The organism is Dinghuibacter sp. (assembly GCF_035492835.1).
Classification (GTDB): domain Bacteria; phylum Bacteroidota; class Bacteroidia; order Chitinophagales; family Chitinophagaceae; genus Dinghuibacter.
In genome coordinates this window covers 1-20204 of the sequence record NZ_DATJIY010000267.1, presented here as the reverse complement: position 1 = coordinate 20204, position 20204 = coordinate 1, and the positions used below count along the sequence as shown (strand labels likewise).

Genomic DNA, 20204 nt, shown 5'->3' with positions numbered 1-20204 from the left:
ATGGCGCGGCCGTTGGGCAAATAGCGGCATTAAGATTTGGTTATTTCTGCGGGGTCTCTCACAGCTTGGCCATCATACACAGATTGCTCATGGTGGGAGACGCGCTCCCTCCCTTGGGTTCGACGGTGACCGCGAACATTTGCGCATTGGAGACGTCTTTTTGAAACCCGAAGCCCAGCGTATTGTTCTTATAATCGAATACGCCGGCGTCCACGGGTTTGCCGTCATACAGCGCCCAAAGCTGGTATTGCTGGTCGGGGCTGAGGTTCGGCAAGTGGGCGTCGGCCAGCATAAGCTTCCGGGTATTGGGATTCCAATAGAGGAGTATGTAGCTGTCCTGGGCGGTGATCTTGTTCCCGGGCATAGCGGTCAGCTCTACCCGGCGGGTGAGGATATTCCGCATGACCGTGGCTTGCTCCTGCATCCAATGGTAATGGTCTTCCATCCGGCCTTTGTCGAGCTTCATCTGTTGCTCGTCGGCGCGTAGTGCGGTGATTTCATCCGAAAGGTTGGCGTCCCGCATCGACAGCCATATCGACGTGCCGGCGGTCGCGATCAGTAGAGCGACTACCGCGGCTACGGCCAGCCGGCTGAAGCGCTTCATCGGCGCTACCTTCCCCTGGCGGGAGGAATCGGTTTCATGGATTTTGCCAAAAATATGGCCCAGCTGCCCGTCTTTTTCGCGGTCCGTCATATTGAACTCGATCGGGCTCAGGAAGTCCAGCATAGCCCGCTCGATCTTTTCGATCTCCACGGCTATTTCCGGATACTCCTGGGCAGACGCAGCCACATCCCCCATCTCCCTGTCGGAGAGGGTACCGGCTACATACAGCTCCAGTTTTCCTGACGATATGAGTTCTTGTACGTTCATTGCATTGTCATAAATACTGGTAACGCTTCCTCAACTCGATGATCGCATTTCGCAGACGGGTCTTCACCGTACCGACCGGGATGTTGAGGATTTCCGCGGCTTCCGCATGGGAATAACCGAGCATGTACACCACGTCCACCACCTCCCGGTGGTTGGGCTCCAGGACTTCCAGCATCTTTCGGACGCCGATCAATTCCGGGGTGGGTTGCACGCTTCTCGTGTTCCCCGATTCCGGGGACGCGTCGAGGGATTGGTTCTTGCTTTGATTTTTGAAGTCCTTGGACCTCGTCCGATCGATCGCAACGTTACGACAGATGTTCATCATCCAGGTAAACAGCGTGCCCTTCGTGGCGTCATAGCTGTCTATATTATACCAGATCTTCACCATGGCGTCCTGCAAAATGTCTTTTGCAAGCTCGGTGTCGTCACGGATTATCTGTTTGATGATTGATATAAAGGCATTTGAATAATTCCGGTAGAGCGTGGCAAAAGCCTGTTCATCCCGGGCTTTAAGCCGGGACATTAACTCTTGCTGAAAGGTCAACGCTGTTTCCAAGCAATTATTAGCGCGGAGTTTAGATTGCGGATTAGCAATATTATTTACGAAATTAAAACTCTGTCGGATTTTTCCCCGTTTTCACAAAAAAAGTGTATAAAAATATTTTTGGATACAAAATATTTTATATATTGTCCTCGATATCCGATTAATACCCTACAAAATCCAATGACAATGAAAACGAATGCCCATGCCGCTCCTGCGCAAATGACCACATCCAGAGTTATCAAGATTGTCTGGAAGAAGTTTCTCGAGCAATTCGAATCCCCCTCTACACGTAACTACCGCAGACTGAAAGAGTTCCTGGGGTGAAATCATATTTTCCCCAGTAGACTGTTTTCAGCAGTGCCCACCTGGGCAAAAGGAAAACTGTGCATGGCGTCTTCCATCATTTTGAGGATCTCGCCGGTGCACAGGTTTCCTATGCTGCCTACATGCGTATGGGAGACCTTTCCCTCCCACGCAAAACGCCCCGATTCTATATCCATGCCCACCTGTCTATAGGCATCCCGGAACGGCACGCCCTCCAGCACCAGCCGGTTCACGACCTCCACACTGAACACATATTTGTATTTCTCGTCCTGGAGGATATCTTTCCGGATGGAGACGTTACGCAGCATCAGCTGAGCCATCCGCAGACAGTCCGTCAGCGTCGCAAAAGCGGGGAACAGGTGTTCCTTCAGCAGCTGCAGGTCCCTGTGATACCCCGAGGGAAGGTTCGTCGTCATCATCATGACCTCGTTCGGGAGCGCTTTGATACGGTTGCAGTGCGAGCGGATCAGCTCGAAAACGTCCGGGTTCTTTTTGTGCGGCATGATGCTCGAGCCCGTCGTCAGTTCGGCAGGAAAACTAATGAAATCGAAGTTCTGGTTGAGATACAGGCAGGCATCCATCGCCAGCCGGCCCACCGTTTCGGCCACACCAGCCAGCGCCATGGCAACGAGGCGTTCCGTTTTGCCACGGCCCATCTGTGCGTAGACCACGTTATAGTTGAGGTCGCCGAATCCCAGCAGGCGCGTCGTTTGAGCGCGGTCGATGGGGAAAGACGACCCGTATCCCGCGGCGGAGCCCAACGGGTTTTTGTTCACCACCGTATAGGCTGCGCGGAGCTGGATCATATCGTCCACCAGGCTTTCGGCATACGCCCCGAACCAGAGCCCGAACGACGACGGCATGGCCAGTTGCAGGTGGGTATATCCGGGAAAAAGATACTCCTTGTAGGCTTCGCTTTTCTCCTGCAGCAAATCGAAAAATGTCTTTACCTCCGCCGCCAGTTTCCCCAATTCCGCCCGGAGGAAGAGCTTCAGATCGACCAGGACCTGGTCGTTCCGGCTCCGCGCGCTATGGATCTTCTTGCCGGTGTCGCCCAGCATCCGCGTCAGCATCAGCTCCACCTGGGAATGGATGTCTTCGACGCCGTCCTCGAGCGCAAAACCCGGGTCGCTGACCAGCGCGTGTATCTCCCGCAGCTTCCCGACCAGGACGTCCACTTCCTCCGCCTCCAGCAACCCTACGCTACCCAGCATGGTGACATGCGCTATCGATCCCAGGACGTCGTACGGCGCCAGAAGCAGGTCGAGCTCCCGGTCCTTGCCTACCGTAAAGGTTTCCACCTCTTTGAGGGAGACTTTATCTTTTTGCCAGAGTTTTTCCATAGTCTTATTTTAAGATAACGCGGTCGAGCATCGCGATATAGCCCGCAATGCCCTCCCGTATTTCTTCCAGGTAAATGAACTCATCCGCCGTGTGGCTCCGCGCGCTATCGCCGGGTCCGCACTTCAGCGCCGGGAACGGCATCAGCGCCTTATCCGAGCTCGTGGGCGACCCGTACGGCAATCGTCCCAGTGACACGCCTGCGACCACCAGCGGGTGCCGGTCGTCGATCCGCGTGGCCCGCATCCGCATCGAGCGGGGCCGGACCTCCGCGAGTACCCCGGCCCGTATGATCTCCAACACTTCTTCGTGGGTATACGCATCGGTGACGCGCACGTCCACGGTGTACCGGCAGACGGCGGGTACGACGTTATGGGCCTTATTCTCGGTTTCGATAACGGTCACGCTCATCTTGACGGGCCCCAGCCAGGGGGATTCCTTTTCGAACTTGTATTTCCGGAACCAGGAAATATCGTCCATGGCCTTATAGAGTGCGCTGTCACCCTCTTCCCGGGCCGCGTGCCCCGCCCGGCCCAGGGAGGTGCAATCCAGCACCATCAGACCCTTTTCCGCCACCGCCAGGTTCATCTTCGTGGGTTCGCCGACAATGCCCGCCTCGATGGGCGGCAATACCGGCAGGAGCGCCTCGATGCCATTGAGACCCGATATCTCTTCTTCCGCGCTCAAAGCCAGGACCAGGTTATGCGTCAGGTCCCGGCGCTCGTTATAGTGCAAAAACGTCCCGGCCAGCGACACCAGGCATCCGCCCGCGTCGTTGCTCCCCAGCCCGTACAGCCGGCCATCGGCGATCACGGGTTCGAAGGGATCGCGGGTATACTGGGGATTGGGCTTTACGGTATCGTGGTGCGAATTGAGCAATATGCTGGGCTTTGCGGGGTCGAAGTGCCGGTTGTGCGCCCAGACGTTGTTCAGGTGACGATGCGGCTCGACGCCCCTCTCCCGTAAAAACGCTTCCAGGAGGTCGGCGGTTCCGGCTTCCTCCCGGCTCAGGGACGGCGTCCGGATAAGGGACTGCAGCAGGGCCACGCAATCTTCATACAATTGGTGCATACGCTAAGATACGATCAATGTTCCCGAAACTTTGTCCGTCACGTTCCGGGTAAGCTCGGACGCGTCCCCGATCAGTACCTCCCTAACGCCCGCGTCAATGGCGGCAAAAGCGTTGTCGATCTTTGGGATGATGCCATCCGCCAGCCGGCCTTCCGCCAGGAGACGGGCGTGGATCTCCCGGTTGATCAGGGGAATGACCGAGTCCTCCCGGTGCAGGTCCTCGAGCACGCCCTTTTTCTCGAAACAATACATAAGCCGGACCTGGTATGTGGCCGACAAGGCCACCGCCAGGTTCGAGGCGATGGTGTCAGCGTTGGTATTGAGTATGTGACCCTGTCCGTCGTGGGTGAGCGGCGCCATGACAGGCGCCAGCCCCGCCTCCAGGAGGGCGCGCAGGAAGTGGCCATTGACGTTGTCGACGTCGCCGACCCAACCATAGTCGATGGTTTTTACCGGGCGTTTATGGGCCGCGATGACATTCCCGTCGGCGCCCGTCAGCCCCATCGCGTTGCAACCCCTGGCCTGCAAGGCGGCCACGAGCTGCTTGTTCACCAGGCCGCCATACACCATCGTCACCAGGTCGATGGTTGCGTCGTCGGTTATGCGGCGGCCATCCACGTATCTGGATTCGATTCCCAGCTGGTCTCCCAACCGCGTGGCGATCTTGCCTCCTCCGTGGATCAGTATCCTGTGCCCGGGAACTGCCGCAAAGTCGTCCAGGAATCTATCCAGGGCGTCGGGGTGGTCGAGGACGTTGCCCCCGATCTTTATGACGAATAATTTTTCCATTGCCTTGTGTGTCTTTGAGCCCTGGGTCCCCGGGTAGCTACCCGCGGGTTTTTAAAATATCGGCCAGCACAGCCTGCGCCGCCCACACACGGTTACCCGCTTCCCGGGTGACCAGGCTGTGGGGGCCATCCAGCACCTCGTCGCTCAGCTCCACATTCCTGCGCACGGGCAGACAGTGCATCACCCGGGCGTTGTTGGTCAGTTTCAATTTGTCCTCCGTGAGCATCCAGTCCGGGTCGTTGCTGTATATCTTACCATAGTCGTTGAAGGTGCTCCAGTTCTTTACGTAAACGAAATCCGCGTCTTTCAGCGCCGCGTCCTGGTCATGGGTGATCGTGGCGCCCTGGGTGAATTCCTCGGACAACTCATAGTCTTCCGGGTGCGTGATCACAAAATCCGATTCACCCCAGGCGTTCACCCACTGGGCGAACGAATTGGCCACACACTGCGGCAGCGGCTTGACATGCGGCGCCCAAGTCAGGACGATCTTCGGGCGGCGCTTTTGGGTAAAGGACTCTTTTATGGTGATAAGGTCGGTCAGGCTTTGGAGCGGGTGTAGGGTGGCGCTCTCCAGGCTCACGACGGGTACCCCGGCATGCTGTACGAATTGCTTGATGTACAGCTCGCTATAATCATCGTCCCGGTTTTTCAGGCTGGGGAAGGTGCGGATGCACAACACGTCGAAGTACTGACCCAGCACCGGCGCCGCGTCCTTGACGTGCTCCACGGTGGAGCCGCTCATAATCGCGCCTTCCTCGAATTCCAGGGCCCAGCCCTCCTTGTCCACGTTAAAAACGATGGGCTCCATACCCAGGTTCCGGGCGGCCACCTGTGTGCTCAGCCGGGTCCGCAGGCTGGGGTTCAGGAACAGCAACCCGATGCGCTTCCCGGCGCCCAGGGCCTGATCCTTCAGGGGGTTGGCCTTGTAAGCCAGGGCGCTTCCCATGAGCCCGTCGATGTCGGTCACGTCGTGCACCGAAAGAAAATTTTGCATCCCAGGTGTTTTATGCTTTTGCTGAAAATTCGGTTTGAAGGGCTTCCAGGAACCGGTCGGCGTCCGCCTTTTCCAGGTTAAGGGCCGGCAGCAGCCGGATGACGTAGGGTTTTGCCTCCCCGGTAAAGATCCGGTGTTTTGCCAGCAGGTTCTTCCGAAGGTCCTTCCACTCTTCCCCGAACTCCAGCCCGATCATCAGCCCCTTGCCCCGGACTTCTTTTATCTGCGGGAATTTCCGAAGCTCCGTCATCCAATACTCACCGAGACCCGCCGCGTGCTCCATCAACCTGTCCTTCGCCATGACCTCCAAAACGGCGCTCGCCGCCGCGCAGGCCAGGTGATTCCCCCCGAAGGTCGTCCCCAGCATCCCGTACTTCGGGTGAAGTTTGGGCGCGATCGAAATCCCCGCCACCGGAAACCCGTTCCCCATACCCTTGGCCATGGAATAGATGTCCGCGCTCACGCCGCTGTGGTCGTGGGAGTAGAATTTCCCCGTCCGGCCATACCCGCATTGCACCGAATCCGCGACAAAAATGGCGTCGTATTGATCGCATAGCCGGCGGATGGCCTGTAGGAAAGGCTCGCTCGCCACATTGATTCCGCCCACGCCCTGTATGCCTTCGATGATGACCGAAGAAACCTTGTCTCCTTCCCTGGCAAAAAAGTCTTCCAGCGCCTCGACGTCGTTAAAGGGCAAAAAGGTCACGTCCGCCGTGGCGTTCACCGGAGCCACGATGGCCGGGTTGTCCGTTGCCGCCACCGCCAGCGAGGTCCGGCCATGGAATGATTTGCGGAAAGCGACCACCTTTTTGCGGCCGTTGTGGAAAGACGCCAGCTTGAGCGCGTTCTCGTTGGCCTCCGCTCCGCTATTGCAGAGGAACAGCTGGTAGTCCTCCCGACCGGAAACCTTGCCGAGCAGGTTCGCCAGCTCCACCTGGCCGGGGATCTTCACCGAATTGGAATAAAAACCCACCTTGTTCAACTGGCTGGTCAGCCGTTCTACGTAGTGCGGATGGGTGTGCCCAATGGAAATCACGGCGTGTCCGCCGTACAGGTCCAGGTATTCCTGGCCTTTGTCGTCATAGACCCGGGAACCCCGGGCCGAGGTAATCGTTATATCGTTGAGTGGGTATACGTCAAAGAGTTGCATCGCTAAAGGTTTTATGGCGCTGCGCGCCTGATTTGTCATCGCGCCGCGGGCGTTGCGCGCCTCGTGTCACGCCGTTTTGGCGCCTGCGCTTTAGAAGCTCCCGGCCTTCAGATCGAGACCGGCTTTTTCATCCAGCGCAAACATCAGATTCATGTTCTGTACCGCCTGCCCCACGGCCCCCTTGAGCAGGTTATCGATGGCCGAGTGCACCACCAGCTTATCCCCCGCCTGTTCCAGCTGCAGCACGCACTTGTTGGTCTGCACGATCTGTTTCAGGTCGATGGGTTCGGAACTGAGGTGGGTAAAGGGGTGGCCCTGGTAGTATCGTCGGTACAGCTCCTGGATGTCCTTTAGCGGCGCGGCGCACGTCACCGTGCTGCTCACGAAAATGCCACGGGTGAAATTGCCCCGCCAGGGCACGAAGTGGACCGGCGGGTCGACCAGCGGGTTGAGCGCCTTGAGCGTCTGGCGAACTTCCTTTAAGTGCTGGTGGGTCAGCGTCTTGTACGCCGAAATGTTATCCGCCCGCCAGGTAAAATGGGTCGTGGGTTGCAGCGACTGACCCGCCCCCGTGGAACCGGTGATCCCGGTGGTATAGGCCTCTGCCAGCCAGCCCTCCTTGGCGAGGGGCAGCAAACCCAGCTGTATGGCCGTGGCAAAACAACCCGGGTTGGCGACGTGCATCGCTTTTTTTATGTCGTCCCTGTTCCATTCCGGCAGACCATATACGATCGGCGCGCCGTTCAGCTGGGGCCGTTTGCCGTTTTCGTCCAGACGGAAGTCCTGGCTTAGGTCAATGATCCTCACGCTTGGGCTGGGGTGCGTCGCCTCCAGGAATTTCCTGGATTCTCCATGCCCCATACACAGGAACATCACGTCGACGTCGGTGGGCAGGGTATCCGTAAAGGTCAGATCGGTATCGCCCAGCAGGTCGGTATGCACCTTGTACAACGGCTGCCCGGCGTTGCTCCGGCTGTGGATGCCCGCGAGCGTTACCCCCGGATGCCGGAGCAGTACCCGGATGAGCTCGCCGCCGGTGTAGCCCGCGCCGCCGATGATGCCGACCCGGATGGGGCTACTCATGTGACCCTCCTTTGGCGGCGTCGCCTCCGGCGCTTTCGCCATTCACAAGGCTCCAAATCACCGTTTGGTTGCCGAAAATCTTCGAGAACCCGCGCACATCCTCCCCGGTCCACCCATTATTCATTTCCCCATACTTGCCAAACCGGCTGTTCATCAGGTCGTGACTGGATTCGATCCCCGTCACCTGGAAGTGATAGGGCTTCATCTGCACATAGACCGATCCGCTGACCTTGTCCTGGGTACTGGTGAAGAAGGCTTCGATATCGCGCATCACCGGGTCCAGGATCTGACCCTCGTGGAGCCAGTTGCCATAGAAAAGGGCGAGCTGGTCCTTCCAGTTCAGCTGCCACTTGGTAAGCACGTGTTTTTCCAGGGCGTGGTGGGCCTTCAGGATGATCACGGGCGCGGCGGCTTCGAAGCCTACCCTGCCCTTGATCCCGATGATCGTATCGCCCACGTGTATATCGCGTCCGATACCGTAAGGACCGGCCAGCGTCTGTAAGTATTGGATGGCTTCGGTCGGGTGGCCGAAGGTCTTGTCGTTGATGCCGGTGAGCTCGCCCTTGTCAAAGGTCAGCTTGACTTCCTCTTCGCCGGTCCTGGATACCTGGGTGGGCCAGGCCGATTCAGGCAGGAAGCCGCGGGAGTTCAGGGTTTCCTTCCCACCTACGCTCGTCCCCCAGAGGCCCTTGTTGATCGAGTATTTGGCCTTTTCGGTATTGATTTCCACACCCTTTGTTTTCAGGTATTCGATCTCTTCCTCCCGGCTCAACCGCAGGTCGCGGATCGGGGTTATGATTTCGATACCTGGTATCATGATGTGAAAAATCATGTCGAACCGGACCTGGTCGTTACCCGCGCCCGTGCTGCCATGGGCAACCGCAACGGCACCGACCTTACGGACGTGCTCCGCGATGGCTATCGCCTGACTGAGGCGCTCTGCGCTGACGCTGAGGGGATAGGTATTGTTCTTGAGCACATTCCCATAGATGAGGTAGCGGAGGATGCGGTCATAGTAACCCTTTACCGCGTCCACCGTGGTATGGCTCTTCGCTCCCAGACGGTAGGCATGCTCCTCGATGTGTTTGAGCTCTTCGGGGGAGAATCCGCCCGTATTCACGGTAACGGTATGCACTTCGAAACCCCTGTCGTCTTTTAGGTATTTTACACAATAGGTCGTGTCCAAGCCACCGCTGAAACCAAGAACGATTTTTTGCATGTCGGAAGTCGATTAAAAAAAGAGATGAAAGAATTTTTTTACGCCCGTGGCACTCGCGCCCTGCTCATCTTTGTGACCCCGCAGGAGGGCGTATTTTTTGAAACGCAGCCAGCGTTCGTAGAGCTTCAGGTGGTCGCGGATCTCGTGCATGCGGCGGCGGCGGGCGAAGTGTTCCTGGTGCGGCACGGGACCACCCACGTGTTTGTGGTGCTCGGCCGCTTCTTCCGGCGTGGGCGCCGTGGCTTCCGCCGCCTTCTCCTTCTCCCACGCGGGGTCGTACAACATCCCCGTACACAAACAGTTCTTCCTGTCCTTCGCCATCAGGATGTCGTAGTTCACGCAGCTTTGGCAGCCCTTCCAGAAGTCGTTGTCGTCCGTGAGCTCTGAGTACGTCACGGGCTTGTAACCCAGCTCCGAATTGATCTTCATCACCGCTAGCCCCGTCGTCAGACCGAAGATCTTGGCGTTGGGATATTTATGCCGCGACAGCTCGAATACTTTCTGTTTGATGCGGGTAGCCACCCCCGATCCCCGGAAGGTCGGACTGACTACCAGCCCGGAGTTGGCCACGAATTCACCATGTCCCCAGGCCTCGATGTAGCAGAATCCTACCCAATCACCGGCCGGGGTCAGCGCGATCACCGCCTTGCCCTCATCCATCTTCGTCCGGATATACTCCGGCGAACGCTTGGCTATACCCGTGCCCCGGGCCTTGGCCGAGGACTCCATTTCATTCGTGATGGTCTCTGCGTAGTGACCGTCGCCACTTTCCGCAATACGAACAATAATTTCGTGATTTTCCAATTCCAGTTATGAATTAAAAGATCCAATAAAATCGTGGTTGATAATGCTGCGGGCGCCTTGCAAAGCACCCGGAAACTTCGGCATCGCCGTGACCGGCGGGTCTGCCTATCAGATCCTAGGTCGTCGGATCAGGTACGAGCAATACATACCCAAATACGACACCGTACCCATCTGTCTCCGATGGTAGGCCTGGTAATATGTATGTGTCTGGTACTGTTCCAACCCTTTAGCGGTTTTGAGGGACCAAAGTTATATCCTTTTTGAAAAAAATGTGTATAAAATTTTTACCGGCTGGCCATCTTAACAATTCCCTCACCTCTCCGCCCAGCTTCGCCATCCGGCCGCCCTTTGCCGCCCCCGTTTGCAGCCCTGGGTGCAGGCGTCGAGGTGTTGGGTGGGATGCCTCTTTTACCCTGTTTTGCGAAACTTTTCGCAAAACAGGGTAAAAGAGGCATCCCACCCCACAGCCGGAGGCCGGCAACCCAAACGTCAACGCGGGTCGGAGCAGGGCGCCAGGTGCAGAAGGGGCAGCTGAAGGCAATGCAAGGGAGGGGGAGGTGGTATGGCAGCGTCCTGGAAAGTTGGATTGATTATCAGGATATTGTGGGGGCGGCTCAACTACAAAAGGGGAAAACCACCCAGTACTGAAAAAAAAATAGTAGTTGGTATTGCATAATACTAAATTATACCATAGCTTTGTATCAGTGAATGAGAACCCGGGTTGCGGGGAGCCGTTCAGGAAGCCCACCGGCGGGCGCCAAAATGAGAAGCCGCGGTGACGAGGCACGAAAAAAGAAAATGAGAAACCAACCTAGAATAGAGAGACAACCGGGAAAACAAAATCTATTCTAAAACATGAAGTGCTATGAACATTGAAAACACGCAGAGCCAGATGAGGAAGGGGGTGCTCGAGTTCTGCATTCTCTCCATCATCAGGCACGGGGAGGCTTACCCGTCTGATATTATCGAGAAGATGAAATCGGCGAACCTGCACATCCTGGAAGGGACACTGTATCCGCTACTGACGAGGCTCAAGAACGCGGACCTGCTCAGCTACAGATGGGTTGAAAGCAATTCCGGCCCCCCCCGGAAATACTTTAACCTGACGGACAAAGGGTTAACCTTCTATAAGGAACTCGAGGACACCTGGAACGAGCTGGCCGGGGCCGTCAAAGCGCTTACAGAACTGCCGACAAACGGAACACCTGTATAAAATAAAAATCTGACAAACACACTCAATAGAACGTCATGAAAAAAGTGATCAATATAAACTTTCAGGGCCGGGTCATACCGATCGAAGAGTCTGCTTTCGAGACGCTGAAGCAGTATATCGATAGCCTGAGACGCTATTTTGCCGCGGAGGAAGGACGGGAAGAGATTATCAACGATATACAGGACCGGATCGGCGAGCTCTTTAACGATTGCCTCAAGACAGGCGCCACCTGTGTGACGGATGGCGACCTGGAAAAGATCATCAATAATATGGGTCGCCCCGAAGACTTCGAAGCTGCTGAAAATTCCTTTGCGGAGCAGGTCGGCGGCGGCCAAACCGGCGGGGCTTTTGGCGGCGGCGCGTCCGGCGGCTCATACAGCCGTTCGAACGCGTCGGGCGGCGGTTCGACCGATAAAGGCGACAACCGGGACAGCCGCGCATTTGGGTATGAGCCACGTGGGCGTCTGTACCGCAACGACGCGGACAAGGTCCTGGGTGGTGTCTGCAGCGGTTTGGCCAATTACCTAAAGATCGATCCGGCCATCGTGCGTATCCTATTCGTACTGATGGTGTTCGGTAGCTTCGGGGCAGCGGTGCTGGTGTACTTTATCCTGTGGATCGTGCTGCCCACGCAAAGCCTGGAAACGAACGTTAAAAAACGGCTTTTTCGCAACCCCGACGACCGCCTCCTGGGTGGGGTCTGCGGGGGGATCGCGGCCTACCTCAATATTGAGGTCTGGATACCCAGGCTGATTTTCGCGGCGCCGTTTATCCTAGGCATCGTCGGCTGGATCGCGCGCGGGATCTTTTACATGTTCACCGACTACCACGGATATTTTACGGTGGGAACGGGTTTTGGCGGTACGCTGACCGTAATATATATCATCCTTTGGGCTGTGGTCCCCGAAGCCCGGAGCGCCAGTGAAAAGCTGGAAATGCGCGGGGCGAAGATCGACCTGGAAAGCATCAAGGCAACCGTACAGGAAGAGATCCAGTCGCTCAAGGACAAAGCGGTAAAAGCCGGCGGTGAAATGAGCCAGCGGGCCCAGGCCTTCGGAGAAGAACTCAAGTCGGGCGGCTCGCGTTTTGCCAAGGAAGCGGGACCGGCCGCCCGCCGGACGGGTTCCGGCGCCGCCAGGGCCATCGGGATGTTGTTCAAGATTATTTTCCTCGGCATCACGGCCCTGATAGCCTTCTGCGTCCTGATGGTGCTGCTGGCCGTGCTCTTTGCGACGATCGGGGCCCACAACCTCGCCGACCTTTTCGTGGTGGGTTTCTGGCCGCACTTTTTCCTATGGTCCACGCTGGCCCTGTTTATCGGGATACCGGCCATCGCCATCGTCCACTGGTTTATCCGGATGATGGTAGGACGCAAGAGCCAGAACAGCTATCTCCGATATATCTTCGCCACGTTATGGATACTGGGTCTGGTCAGTGCCATCTGCCTGGCGGCGACCATCTTCAACACCTACCGGGAGCAAAACGACTATACCGATAAGCCGGCTATCACCCAGCCTTCCAACAACCGGATCGTCGTCCGGGTTAAGAACGAGAGCTACCGCTACCGCGGCTGGTGGTGGGGCATCCACCTGGACAACGTTATGGAAAACGACTTCGACAATAACCTGCACGTGTTCAATGTCCGGATGAACGTCACCCAAAGTCCCGACGCGGACTACCACGTCGAAGTCCTGAAACAAAGCTTTGGGACCGACCCGAACGCCGCCGCCGACAACGCCCAGCGCATCCAATATACCTTTACCCAGGATGACAGCGTGCTATATCTGTCCAGGACGCTCGAGCTACAGCCTAATGACCACTTTCATGGTCAGGCGGTACGGGTAAACGTCCTGGTACCCATCGGCAAGCACATCTACCTGGACCAGAGCGCAGACCGGCTGGAAGGACACAACTGGAGGGTCTTCAAGAACAAATGGGATAACAACCGCTGGGATGAAGACGACGACGGCAACGACCTGGAACTGGAAATGGACTATGTCATGACCAAGGACGGGCTCGTACTGGCGGATGAAAAGCCCGAGCACCGCGAACGCAAGGAAAAGACCGAAAAGTCGGAACAACCCGAGCAACCCGAAAAACCGGAGGCACCCGACCGCGGGGACGCACCGGATACTGCGAAAAGCCATGATCATCAATATCGCTACCACGAACAACCCGCTAAACACAAAGCCGACTCGACCGACAATTCGGTGAGCGCGGTTTTGTCCCCGGGATACCGTATTAGCTGTACCCTTTAGTATTAGTAGTAGATCGAGGAATGCGAGCGGGCCACATTGGGGCCCGCTTATTTTTTGGGCCCGAGTACGAATCTTGTACATTTGCGGCCAAACCACCAAAGAGTACATGAAGAATACCCCCTTTCACGCCCAGCACATTGCGCTGGGAGCAAAAATGGCGCCCTTTGCGGGCTACAACATGCCGATCTCCTATAGCGGCATCAACGAGGAGCACCAGGCCGTCCGGACAAATGCGGGGGTGTTCGATGTGAGCCATATGGGCGAATTCATCGTCAAAGGGGAGGGCGCCCTCGATCTGATCCAGCGGGTTACCTCCAACGACGCCGCCAAGCTGGTAGCGGGTCAGGCACAGTACAGCTGTATGCCGAACGGGGAAGGGGGAATCGTGGACGACCTGCTGATCTATTGCCTGGAGCCCGGGAAGACCTATATGATCGTCGTAAACGCCGCAAATATCGAAAAGGACTGGAACTGGATCGTTGCCCGCAACACCGGCGGCGCAACCCTCCAGGACATATCCGACCGCACGGCCCTGTTGGCGATCCAGGGGCCGAACGCCACCAAGATCCTGCAGACCCTGACGGACGTGGATATCCTCAACCTCAAGTACTATACCTTCGTCAAGGGTACCTTTGCGGGGGTGGACAACGTTTTGATGAGCGCCACGGGGTATACCGGAGCCGGCGGACTGGAGATCTATTTCGAGGCCACCGAAGAGAACGCCCGGAAAATATGGGACGCGATCTTTGCAGCCGGATCCGCCGCCAGCGGTATCAAACCCGTAGGCCTCGGCGCCCGCGACACCCTCCGCCTGGAAATGGGCTACTGTCTCTACGGGAACGACATCGACGACACGACTTCCCCACTGGAAGCCGGCCTGGGCTGGATCACCAAATTCACCAAGGACTTTACGTCGCGCCCGTTCCTCGAACGCCAGAAGGCTGAAGGCGTAAAACGTAAGCTGGTTGGCTTCGAGATGGTCGACAAAGGCATCCCCCGCCACGACTACGTCATCGCCGACGCCGCCGGAAACCCCATCGGCCGCGTGACCTCTGGCACCCAGTCCCCCTCCCTCGGAAAGGCCATCGGCCTTGGCTACGTAGATGTTGCCCACGCGGCCCTCGACTCCAAGATTAAGATTATCGTTCGGGACAAGCTCCTTGAAGCAAAAGTAGTACGCGTCCCGTTCTCATAAACCCGATAGCCTGGAGGGCGGAGCGTGCTGACTGTTTTTTCCCCGTTTTTGCGGCCCCCGCAACCCGGGGAAAAAACAGTCAGCACGCTCCGCCCTCCAAAGGCGGGGCACATTTTTTGATGACAAGGGCGAAACCCGATTCCTTATGTCAACCCTCCATGTGACCTCTTGTATCCACGCACCCGTGGAAAGGATCTTTGACCTTTCCAGGAGTACCAGCTTGCATAAGGCGGTATTGCGAAAATACAAGAAGGGCGCCCTGGAAACAGGCGCGGACAGCCTGTTGAAACAAGACGATAAGGTCGGATTCAAGCTACAGTTCCTGGGCAGGACCCGGGAGCTGGTTACGAGGATCGAAAACCTGGAGTTCCCAAAGCAATTTGTCAGTACCTTGGTGCGGGGACCCTTCAAGACCCTGACGCACGAACAGCATTTCAAACCCATCGATAACGGGACGCTGCTGATAGACGTCCTGGAGTACGAGCCCGCGTTTGGTTCCATGGGTAAATTGGCGGACAGGGCCATGATCCGGTCTTTTTTAAAAAAATACCTGGACGCCAAGAACCGGCTGATCCAACAGTACGCGGAGGGCGAAAAGTGGAAGGTGATCCTCCCGGAAAAAACAAAAAATAAATGAAACCCAGTCTTTATACGTCTCTTTCCCCCGCGCTTTTACCCCTATATGATGTCAGTTCGAGTATCGTCGTTATCATCGACGTGCTGAGGGCCACTTCCACGATCGCCACCGCCCTGTACAACGGCGCCCGGTGCGTGATACCCGTGGACAGCGTGGCCAAGTGCATCGAAATCGGGCGGCAGATCGACGGAATAACGGCCGGTGAAAGGGATGGGCATATCGCCGAGGGACTGGAACACGGTAACTCCCCCTTTGAATACCCCCGGGAGTTCGTTGCGGGTAAGACATTGGTCCTGACCACAACCAACGGCACCAAGCTTTTGCACATGGCCCTGGAGAAGGGCGCCCAGCAGATCGTCACGGGGGCGTTCTCTAACCTGGACGCGGTTTGCGACTATTTGACCAGAAAAGCCCAACCCGTGGTCCTGGGTTGTTCGGCCTGGAAAGACCGGGTCAATATAGAAGATACCTTGATGGCAGGGGCCATCATCAACCGCATAGGTTCCGCCTTCGACATCAACTGCGACTCTTCCAAAATGGCCGAAACCCTGTACAAGGACGCCAAAAAGGATTTGTATGGGTTTATGGAAAAGAAACGGGCCTCCCATTTCATACGGCTGAGCGGGTATGGTCTCCAGGAAGATATTCGTTACTGCCTGACATCCAACGCGGCAAACGTCCTCCCAGTCTATTCGGAAGGAAAGTTAACGAGTGATTTAACAATTTAGTGAAGCCGGGGCCCGCGGTTTTTGACTGCCGTTTCAGGGATTTTGCTTTACTTTTGTGAATTGCCCTTTTCTGAATGGCCCTTCCTTATTTGATCAAATACGTGTATACCAATGGGACCGATGAAGTGATCCGTCGGGGGAAAAAAATCCACGCCATTGGCTTTGTTGAACTGGTGGAACATGATGAGCTCTCCGGATCGGTCGTTTTCCGCGTGAAGGATGATGCTTATAGCACTTTCTACAAGGTTTATATCCAAAAATACCGGGATCCCAAGACGATGAACCTCCGGTGCGGGTGTCCCTATAACCTGGGGGATATCTGCAGACACGAGTCCGCCGCCCTCTTCCAGCTTCAGGAAATGTTGGACAAGAACCTGCTGGGCGACCAGGAGGTCCTCTATAACCAGCGCCATACGGTCGTAAAGATGAAATTTATCGACCTGAAAACGATCCGGTTGCTGACGTCGCCGGCGATGTTCAACCTGTCCGAGGAGATCCTGCGGCACAACCTCGCCAACATCATCAGCGCCAGGGACGAGAGGGTCGAGGCGCGGTTGGAGGTGGATGGGGAGGTCTATCCCCTGGTCATCCAAAAGAACGAGGAACGCAATTTCGATACCTCTTGTACCTGCGACGAAACGGCGCATTCGCTTTGCAGACACAAGACAGCCCTGCTGCTCCAGCTCCTCAATGCATTCGGGCCGCACTACTTCGACACCATCCGGAACTGGGACAAGGAAAAAAACAAGCTCCTCCAGGCCTACGGCTACACCCTGGACGACGACCTGAAGGGGAAGTTCGAGTTCACGTACAACGAAGGCAAACCCTTCCTGAGGGTGCTGGATCCTACCATAAAAAAGATCAACGTCACCCCGGCGCCCGTCAAACCGGTCAAGCTGGTGGAAACCGTGCCCGAAGAAGTCGCCGCCGAAGTGGTGGAGGAGATCGCCGGGCTGCGGCTGGGGATCGTGATCAACGCCAACGCCGGTTCTTACCCCGGTTTTTCCATCGATGTCGTCAAGGGCGAAGCCGATGAGACGGGGGAACGCTTTGTGGACAAGGTAGAACGTGTCGACCTGGGGAAGTTTGTCAATACCGAAGCCTTTTCCGAGGATGACAAGCAGCTGGTACAGTTGCTGAGGCGCTTCCAGTCTTCCGAGCTGAACAAGTTCCTCAACCGGAACTCCCCTTTTAGCGGGATCTGGGAGAACATCGTCCATACCGAAGGCGACAGCCTCCCGGAGGAAACCAAGGCGCTGATGCTGGACTATCTTTTTCCCAAGTGGAAAAAACTGGCCCAGGACCAGCAGGGTAGCCCGTTTGTATTTTATCTCCCGGAAAATAAGTCGTTCAAAACCGAAAACCTCGAGCCCGTCCGGCTTTCGACCATGACCATCGTCCCCACGTTTGCCATCGGCCACGGTGAGGAGGGATGGATCGTTCGCTGCCAGGTCCGGGTGTCCGACGAGCAACTGGAGGTGGGAGAAAACGAGTGGGGCCATGCTTCCCTTTTCCTCCGTGACGGCGTATTTTATAACTGGGAGCGGCAGGACGACATCCTGTTGGGCGAGTTCTATATGGAGCACGGCAAAAAGGTCATCCCCAACGAGGACTGGCCGTCCCTGCTTCAGCAATACATCCTGCCCCTGACGCGGCAATACCGGGTGAATTTTGCGCCCGGGCTGGTCCGTGAAATCAAGGATGTCGTACCCGAAATCCGGGTTCAGCTCCAGGAAAAAGGGGAGTACCTCGTTTTCAACCCCATCTTCTCTTATAAAGGGTTCGAAACCAAGTCGGGGGACAAGGGCACCATCACCACCGCCCAGGGCGACCAGATCCTGGTGGTACACCGGGATATGGAAGCGGAAGGCGCTTTTCTACAAAAGCTGGAGGGGCTGCATTCCGGTTTTATCCGGCCCGACGGTACCAGTCACCTGGTGCTCAAGGGCAGCGAGGTACTGAAGAACAACTGGTTTTTCCTGTTCATAGACGCGATGAAGGACATGAAGATACCCGTCACGGGTTTCGAGGTCTTGCGCAACTTCCGGTTCAATACCGCCCGTCCCTCCACGCATATCCATATTTCGAGCGGGGTCGACTGGTTCGACGCCCGGGTCGATATACAGTTCGGCGAACAGCACATCGGCATCGCGGCCGTCAAACAGGCTTTGGCCAGCAAACAGTCTTTTGTACAGCTCCCGGACGGCACCCTGGGTATCCTGCCCGAAGAATGGCTGAAAAAATACAGCCTGCTTTTCAAGGTCGGGGAGAATCGGAACGAGAAATTACGGCTGTCCAAATTCCACTTCAGCGTCATCGACGAACTATACGAGAACCGGGACGAGCAGGAGCTGGTGATCCAGCTGGAAGAGAAATACGAGCGTCTGCGGGCCTTCCGCCGCATCGAGGAAATCCCGGCGCCCGCAACCCTTTCCAGGATCCTGAGGCCGTACCAGGTGTCCGGTTTCCAATGGCTCAACTACCTCCGGGAAGTGGGCTGGGGGGGTATCCTGGCCGACGACATGGGTCTTGGTAAGACAGTCCAGGCCCTTTCCTATTTGTCGCATTTCCATGCGGCGAATGGCCGCTTACGCGCCGTGGTCGTGTGTCCTACCACGTTGATGTATAACTGGGAAAACGAAATCAAGAAATTCACCCCCGAGCTCACCTACCTGGTACACCATGGGGGCGCCCGGGCGAAGGACTCGTCGGTTTTCGAGCAATACAACATCATCATCACGACCTATGGCACCCTCCGCAGCGACATCAAGTGGCTGATCGGCGTGGCCTTCGACTATGCCGTCCTGGACGAATCCCAGGCCATCAAGAACCCACACAGCAAGGTGGCCAAGGCGGCCTGTCTGCTGAACGCCAAAAACCGGCTCTGCCTCAGCGGTACGCCGTTGCAGAACAATACCTTCGACATCTACGCCCAGATGAACTTCCTGAACCCCGGTATGCTTGGGAGCGTGGAGTTCTTCCGGAATGAATTTGCCACGCCCATCGACAAGTTCGGGGAACAGGAACAAAAGGACCACCTCCGGCGGCTCCTTTACCCTTTCCTCCTCCGCAGGACCAAGGAGCAGGTCGCCAAGGACCTGCCCGAAAAGACCGAATCCATCCTCTTCTGTGAAATGCTGGACGAACAGCGGCACATATACGAGGCTTACCGGAACGACTACCGGGCCAAGATCCTGGGGACCATCGACGCCCAGGGTATCGACAAGTCCCAGCTGACGATCCTCCAGGGTCTGATGAAGCTGCGCCAGATCTGCGATTCCCCGGCGATCCTGAACGAGCCGGAAAAGTACCCCAACGTCTCCGCCAAGCTGGAAGAGCTGGCGCGCGAAATCAGCGAGAACATCTCCAATCATAAAGCCCTGATATTCTCCCAGTTCCTGGGGATGCTCGCTCTGGTCAAGGAAAAGCTCCAGGAGCTGGAGATACCCTTCGAGTACTTCGACGGAAGCACCAGCGCGCCCGACCGGGAAAAGGCCATCCAGCGTTTCCAGAACGACGAAACCTGTCGCGTGTTCCTGATCTCGCTGAAGGCCGGGGGCGTCGGTCTCAACCTCACCGCCGCCGACTACGTCTATATCGTCGACCCCTGGTGGAACCCCGCCGTCGAGCAGCAAGCCATCGACCGCACCCACCGCATCGGCCAGACCAAGGCCATTTTCGCCTACCGCATGATCTGCAAGGACTCCATCGAGGACAAGATCTTGCAGCTCCAGGAGCGCAAGCGCCTACTGGCCAAAGATTTAATCTCCGACGACCAAGGCTTCGTGAAGTCGCTGTCCCGCGCGGACGTGGAATACCTTTTCAGCTAATTCGGCCTTTCCATTGCGCGCCTACCGCTCGTTCGGCGCATCCCGTTTGGCGTGTGCCGTTTGGCGGCCCCGTGAAGCATGCCTATAGTCACCGGCGTCGAGGTGTGGGGTGGGATGCCTCTTTTACCCTGTTTTGCGAAACTTTTCGCAAAA

The 20204-nt window shown here is 56.8% G+C and carries 16 protein-coding genes; 6 read left to right on the top strand and 10 right to left on the bottom strand.

What is annotated here, in order from left to right:
- Nucleotides 1-58 precede the first annotated feature (58 nt).
- The 10 genes from VL547_RS23415 to VL547_RS23370 form a co-directional block, all read right to left on the bottom strand.
- A complete protein-coding gene (locus tag VL547_RS23415) occupies nucleotides 59-871 on the bottom strand; it encodes an anti-sigma factor (RefSeq protein ID WP_325582599.1) in 813 nt (270 codons plus the stop codon).
- 7 nt (nucleotides 872-878) lie between these two features.
- Nucleotides 879-1394, bottom strand: a complete 516-nt coding sequence (locus VL547_RS23410; protein ID WP_325582597.1) for an RNA polymerase sigma factor — start codon at nucleotides 1392-1394, stop codon at nucleotides 879-881.
- A gap of 347 nt (nucleotides 1395-1741) precedes the next feature.
- Nucleotides 1742-3082 (bottom strand): argininosuccinate lyase, encoded by a 1341-nt coding sequence (gene argH / locus VL547_RS23405; RefSeq protein WP_325582595.1) that lies wholly within the window; start codon nucleotides 3080-3082, stop codon nucleotides 1742-1744.
- Between the two features lie 4 nt (nucleotides 3083-3086).
- Entirely contained in the window at nucleotides 3087-4151 is a 1065-nt protein-coding gene (locus VL547_RS23400) for a M20 family metallo-hydrolase (RefSeq protein WP_325582593.1), read from the bottom strand.
- A gap of 3 nt (nucleotides 4152-4154) precedes the next feature.
- Nucleotides 4155-4940, bottom strand: coding sequence for an acetylglutamate kinase (argB, locus tag VL547_RS23395; RefSeq protein ID WP_325582589.1), 786 nt, complete (start codon nucleotides 4938-4940; stop codon nucleotides 4155-4157).
- A gap of 37 nt (nucleotides 4941-4977) precedes the next feature.
- Nucleotides 4978-5934 (bottom strand): N-acetylornithine carbamoyltransferase, encoded by a 957-nt coding sequence (locus VL547_RS23390; protein WP_325582586.1) that lies wholly within the window; start codon nucleotides 5932-5934, stop codon nucleotides 4978-4980.
- Nucleotides 5935-5944: 10 nt separating this feature from the next.
- Entirely contained in the window at nucleotides 5945-7084 is a 1140-nt protein-coding gene (locus VL547_RS23385) for an aspartate aminotransferase family protein (RefSeq protein ID WP_325582584.1), read from the bottom strand.
- A gap of 90 nt (nucleotides 7085-7174) precedes the next feature.
- Complete coding sequence (gene argC, locus VL547_RS23380) at nucleotides 7175-8167, bottom strand: N-acetyl-gamma-glutamyl-phosphate reductase (protein ID WP_325582582.1); 993 nt, start codon at nucleotides 8165-8167, stop codon at nucleotides 7175-7177.
- On the bottom strand, nucleotides 8160-9386 hold the full coding sequence (locus tag VL547_RS23375) for an argininosuccinate synthase (RefSeq protein ID WP_325582580.1): 1227 nt from the start codon (nucleotides 9384-9386) through the stop codon (nucleotides 8160-8162). Before VL547_RS23375 ends, argC begins: the two co-directional genes overlap by 8 nt.
- 12 nt (nucleotides 9387-9398) lie before the next feature.
- Nucleotides 9399-10190, bottom strand: a complete 792-nt coding sequence (locus tag VL547_RS23370; protein ID WP_325582578.1) for a GNAT family N-acetyltransferase — start codon at nucleotides 10188-10190, stop codon at nucleotides 9399-9401.
- 865 nt (nucleotides 10191-11055) lie between these two features.
- Here VL547_RS23370 and VL547_RS23365 point away from each other — a divergent pair.
- The 6 genes from VL547_RS23365 to VL547_RS23340 all read left to right on the top strand — a co-directional run bounded on the left by VL547_RS23365 (nucleotide 11056) and on the right by VL547_RS23340 (nucleotide 20051).
- Nucleotides 11056-11403, top strand: coding sequence for a PadR family transcriptional regulator (locus tag VL547_RS23365; RefSeq protein WP_325582576.1), 348 nt, complete (start codon nucleotides 11056-11058; stop codon nucleotides 11401-11403).
- A 35-nt stretch (nucleotides 11404-11438) separates the two neighbouring features.
- Entirely contained in the window at nucleotides 11439-13661 is a 2223-nt protein-coding gene (locus VL547_RS23360) for a PspC domain-containing protein (RefSeq protein ID WP_325582574.1), read from the top strand.
- A 106-nt stretch (nucleotides 13662-13767) separates the two neighbouring features.
- Nucleotides 13768-14856 (top strand): glycine cleavage system aminomethyltransferase GcvT, encoded by a 1089-nt coding sequence (gcvT, locus tag VL547_RS23355; RefSeq protein ID WP_325582572.1) that lies wholly within the window; start codon nucleotides 13768-13770, stop codon nucleotides 14854-14856.
- Nucleotides 14857-15001: 145 nt separating this feature from the next.
- On the top strand, nucleotides 15002-15493 hold the full coding sequence (locus VL547_RS23350; RefSeq protein ID WP_325582570.1) for a hypothetical protein: 492 nt from the start codon (nucleotides 15002-15004) through the stop codon (nucleotides 15491-15493).
- Nucleotides 15490-16221, top strand: a complete 732-nt coding sequence (locus tag VL547_RS23345; protein ID WP_325582566.1) for a 2-phosphosulfolactate phosphatase — start codon at nucleotides 15490-15492, stop codon at nucleotides 16219-16221. The genes VL547_RS23350 and VL547_RS23345 overlap by 4 nt, the downstream gene beginning before the upstream one ends.
- Nucleotides 16222-16295: 74 nt before the next feature.
- Nucleotides 16296-20051 (top strand): DEAD/DEAH box helicase, encoded by a 3756-nt coding sequence (locus VL547_RS23340; protein ID WP_325582564.1) that lies wholly within the window; start codon nucleotides 16296-16298, stop codon nucleotides 20049-20051.
- Nucleotides 20052-20204: the final 153 nt, after the last annotated feature.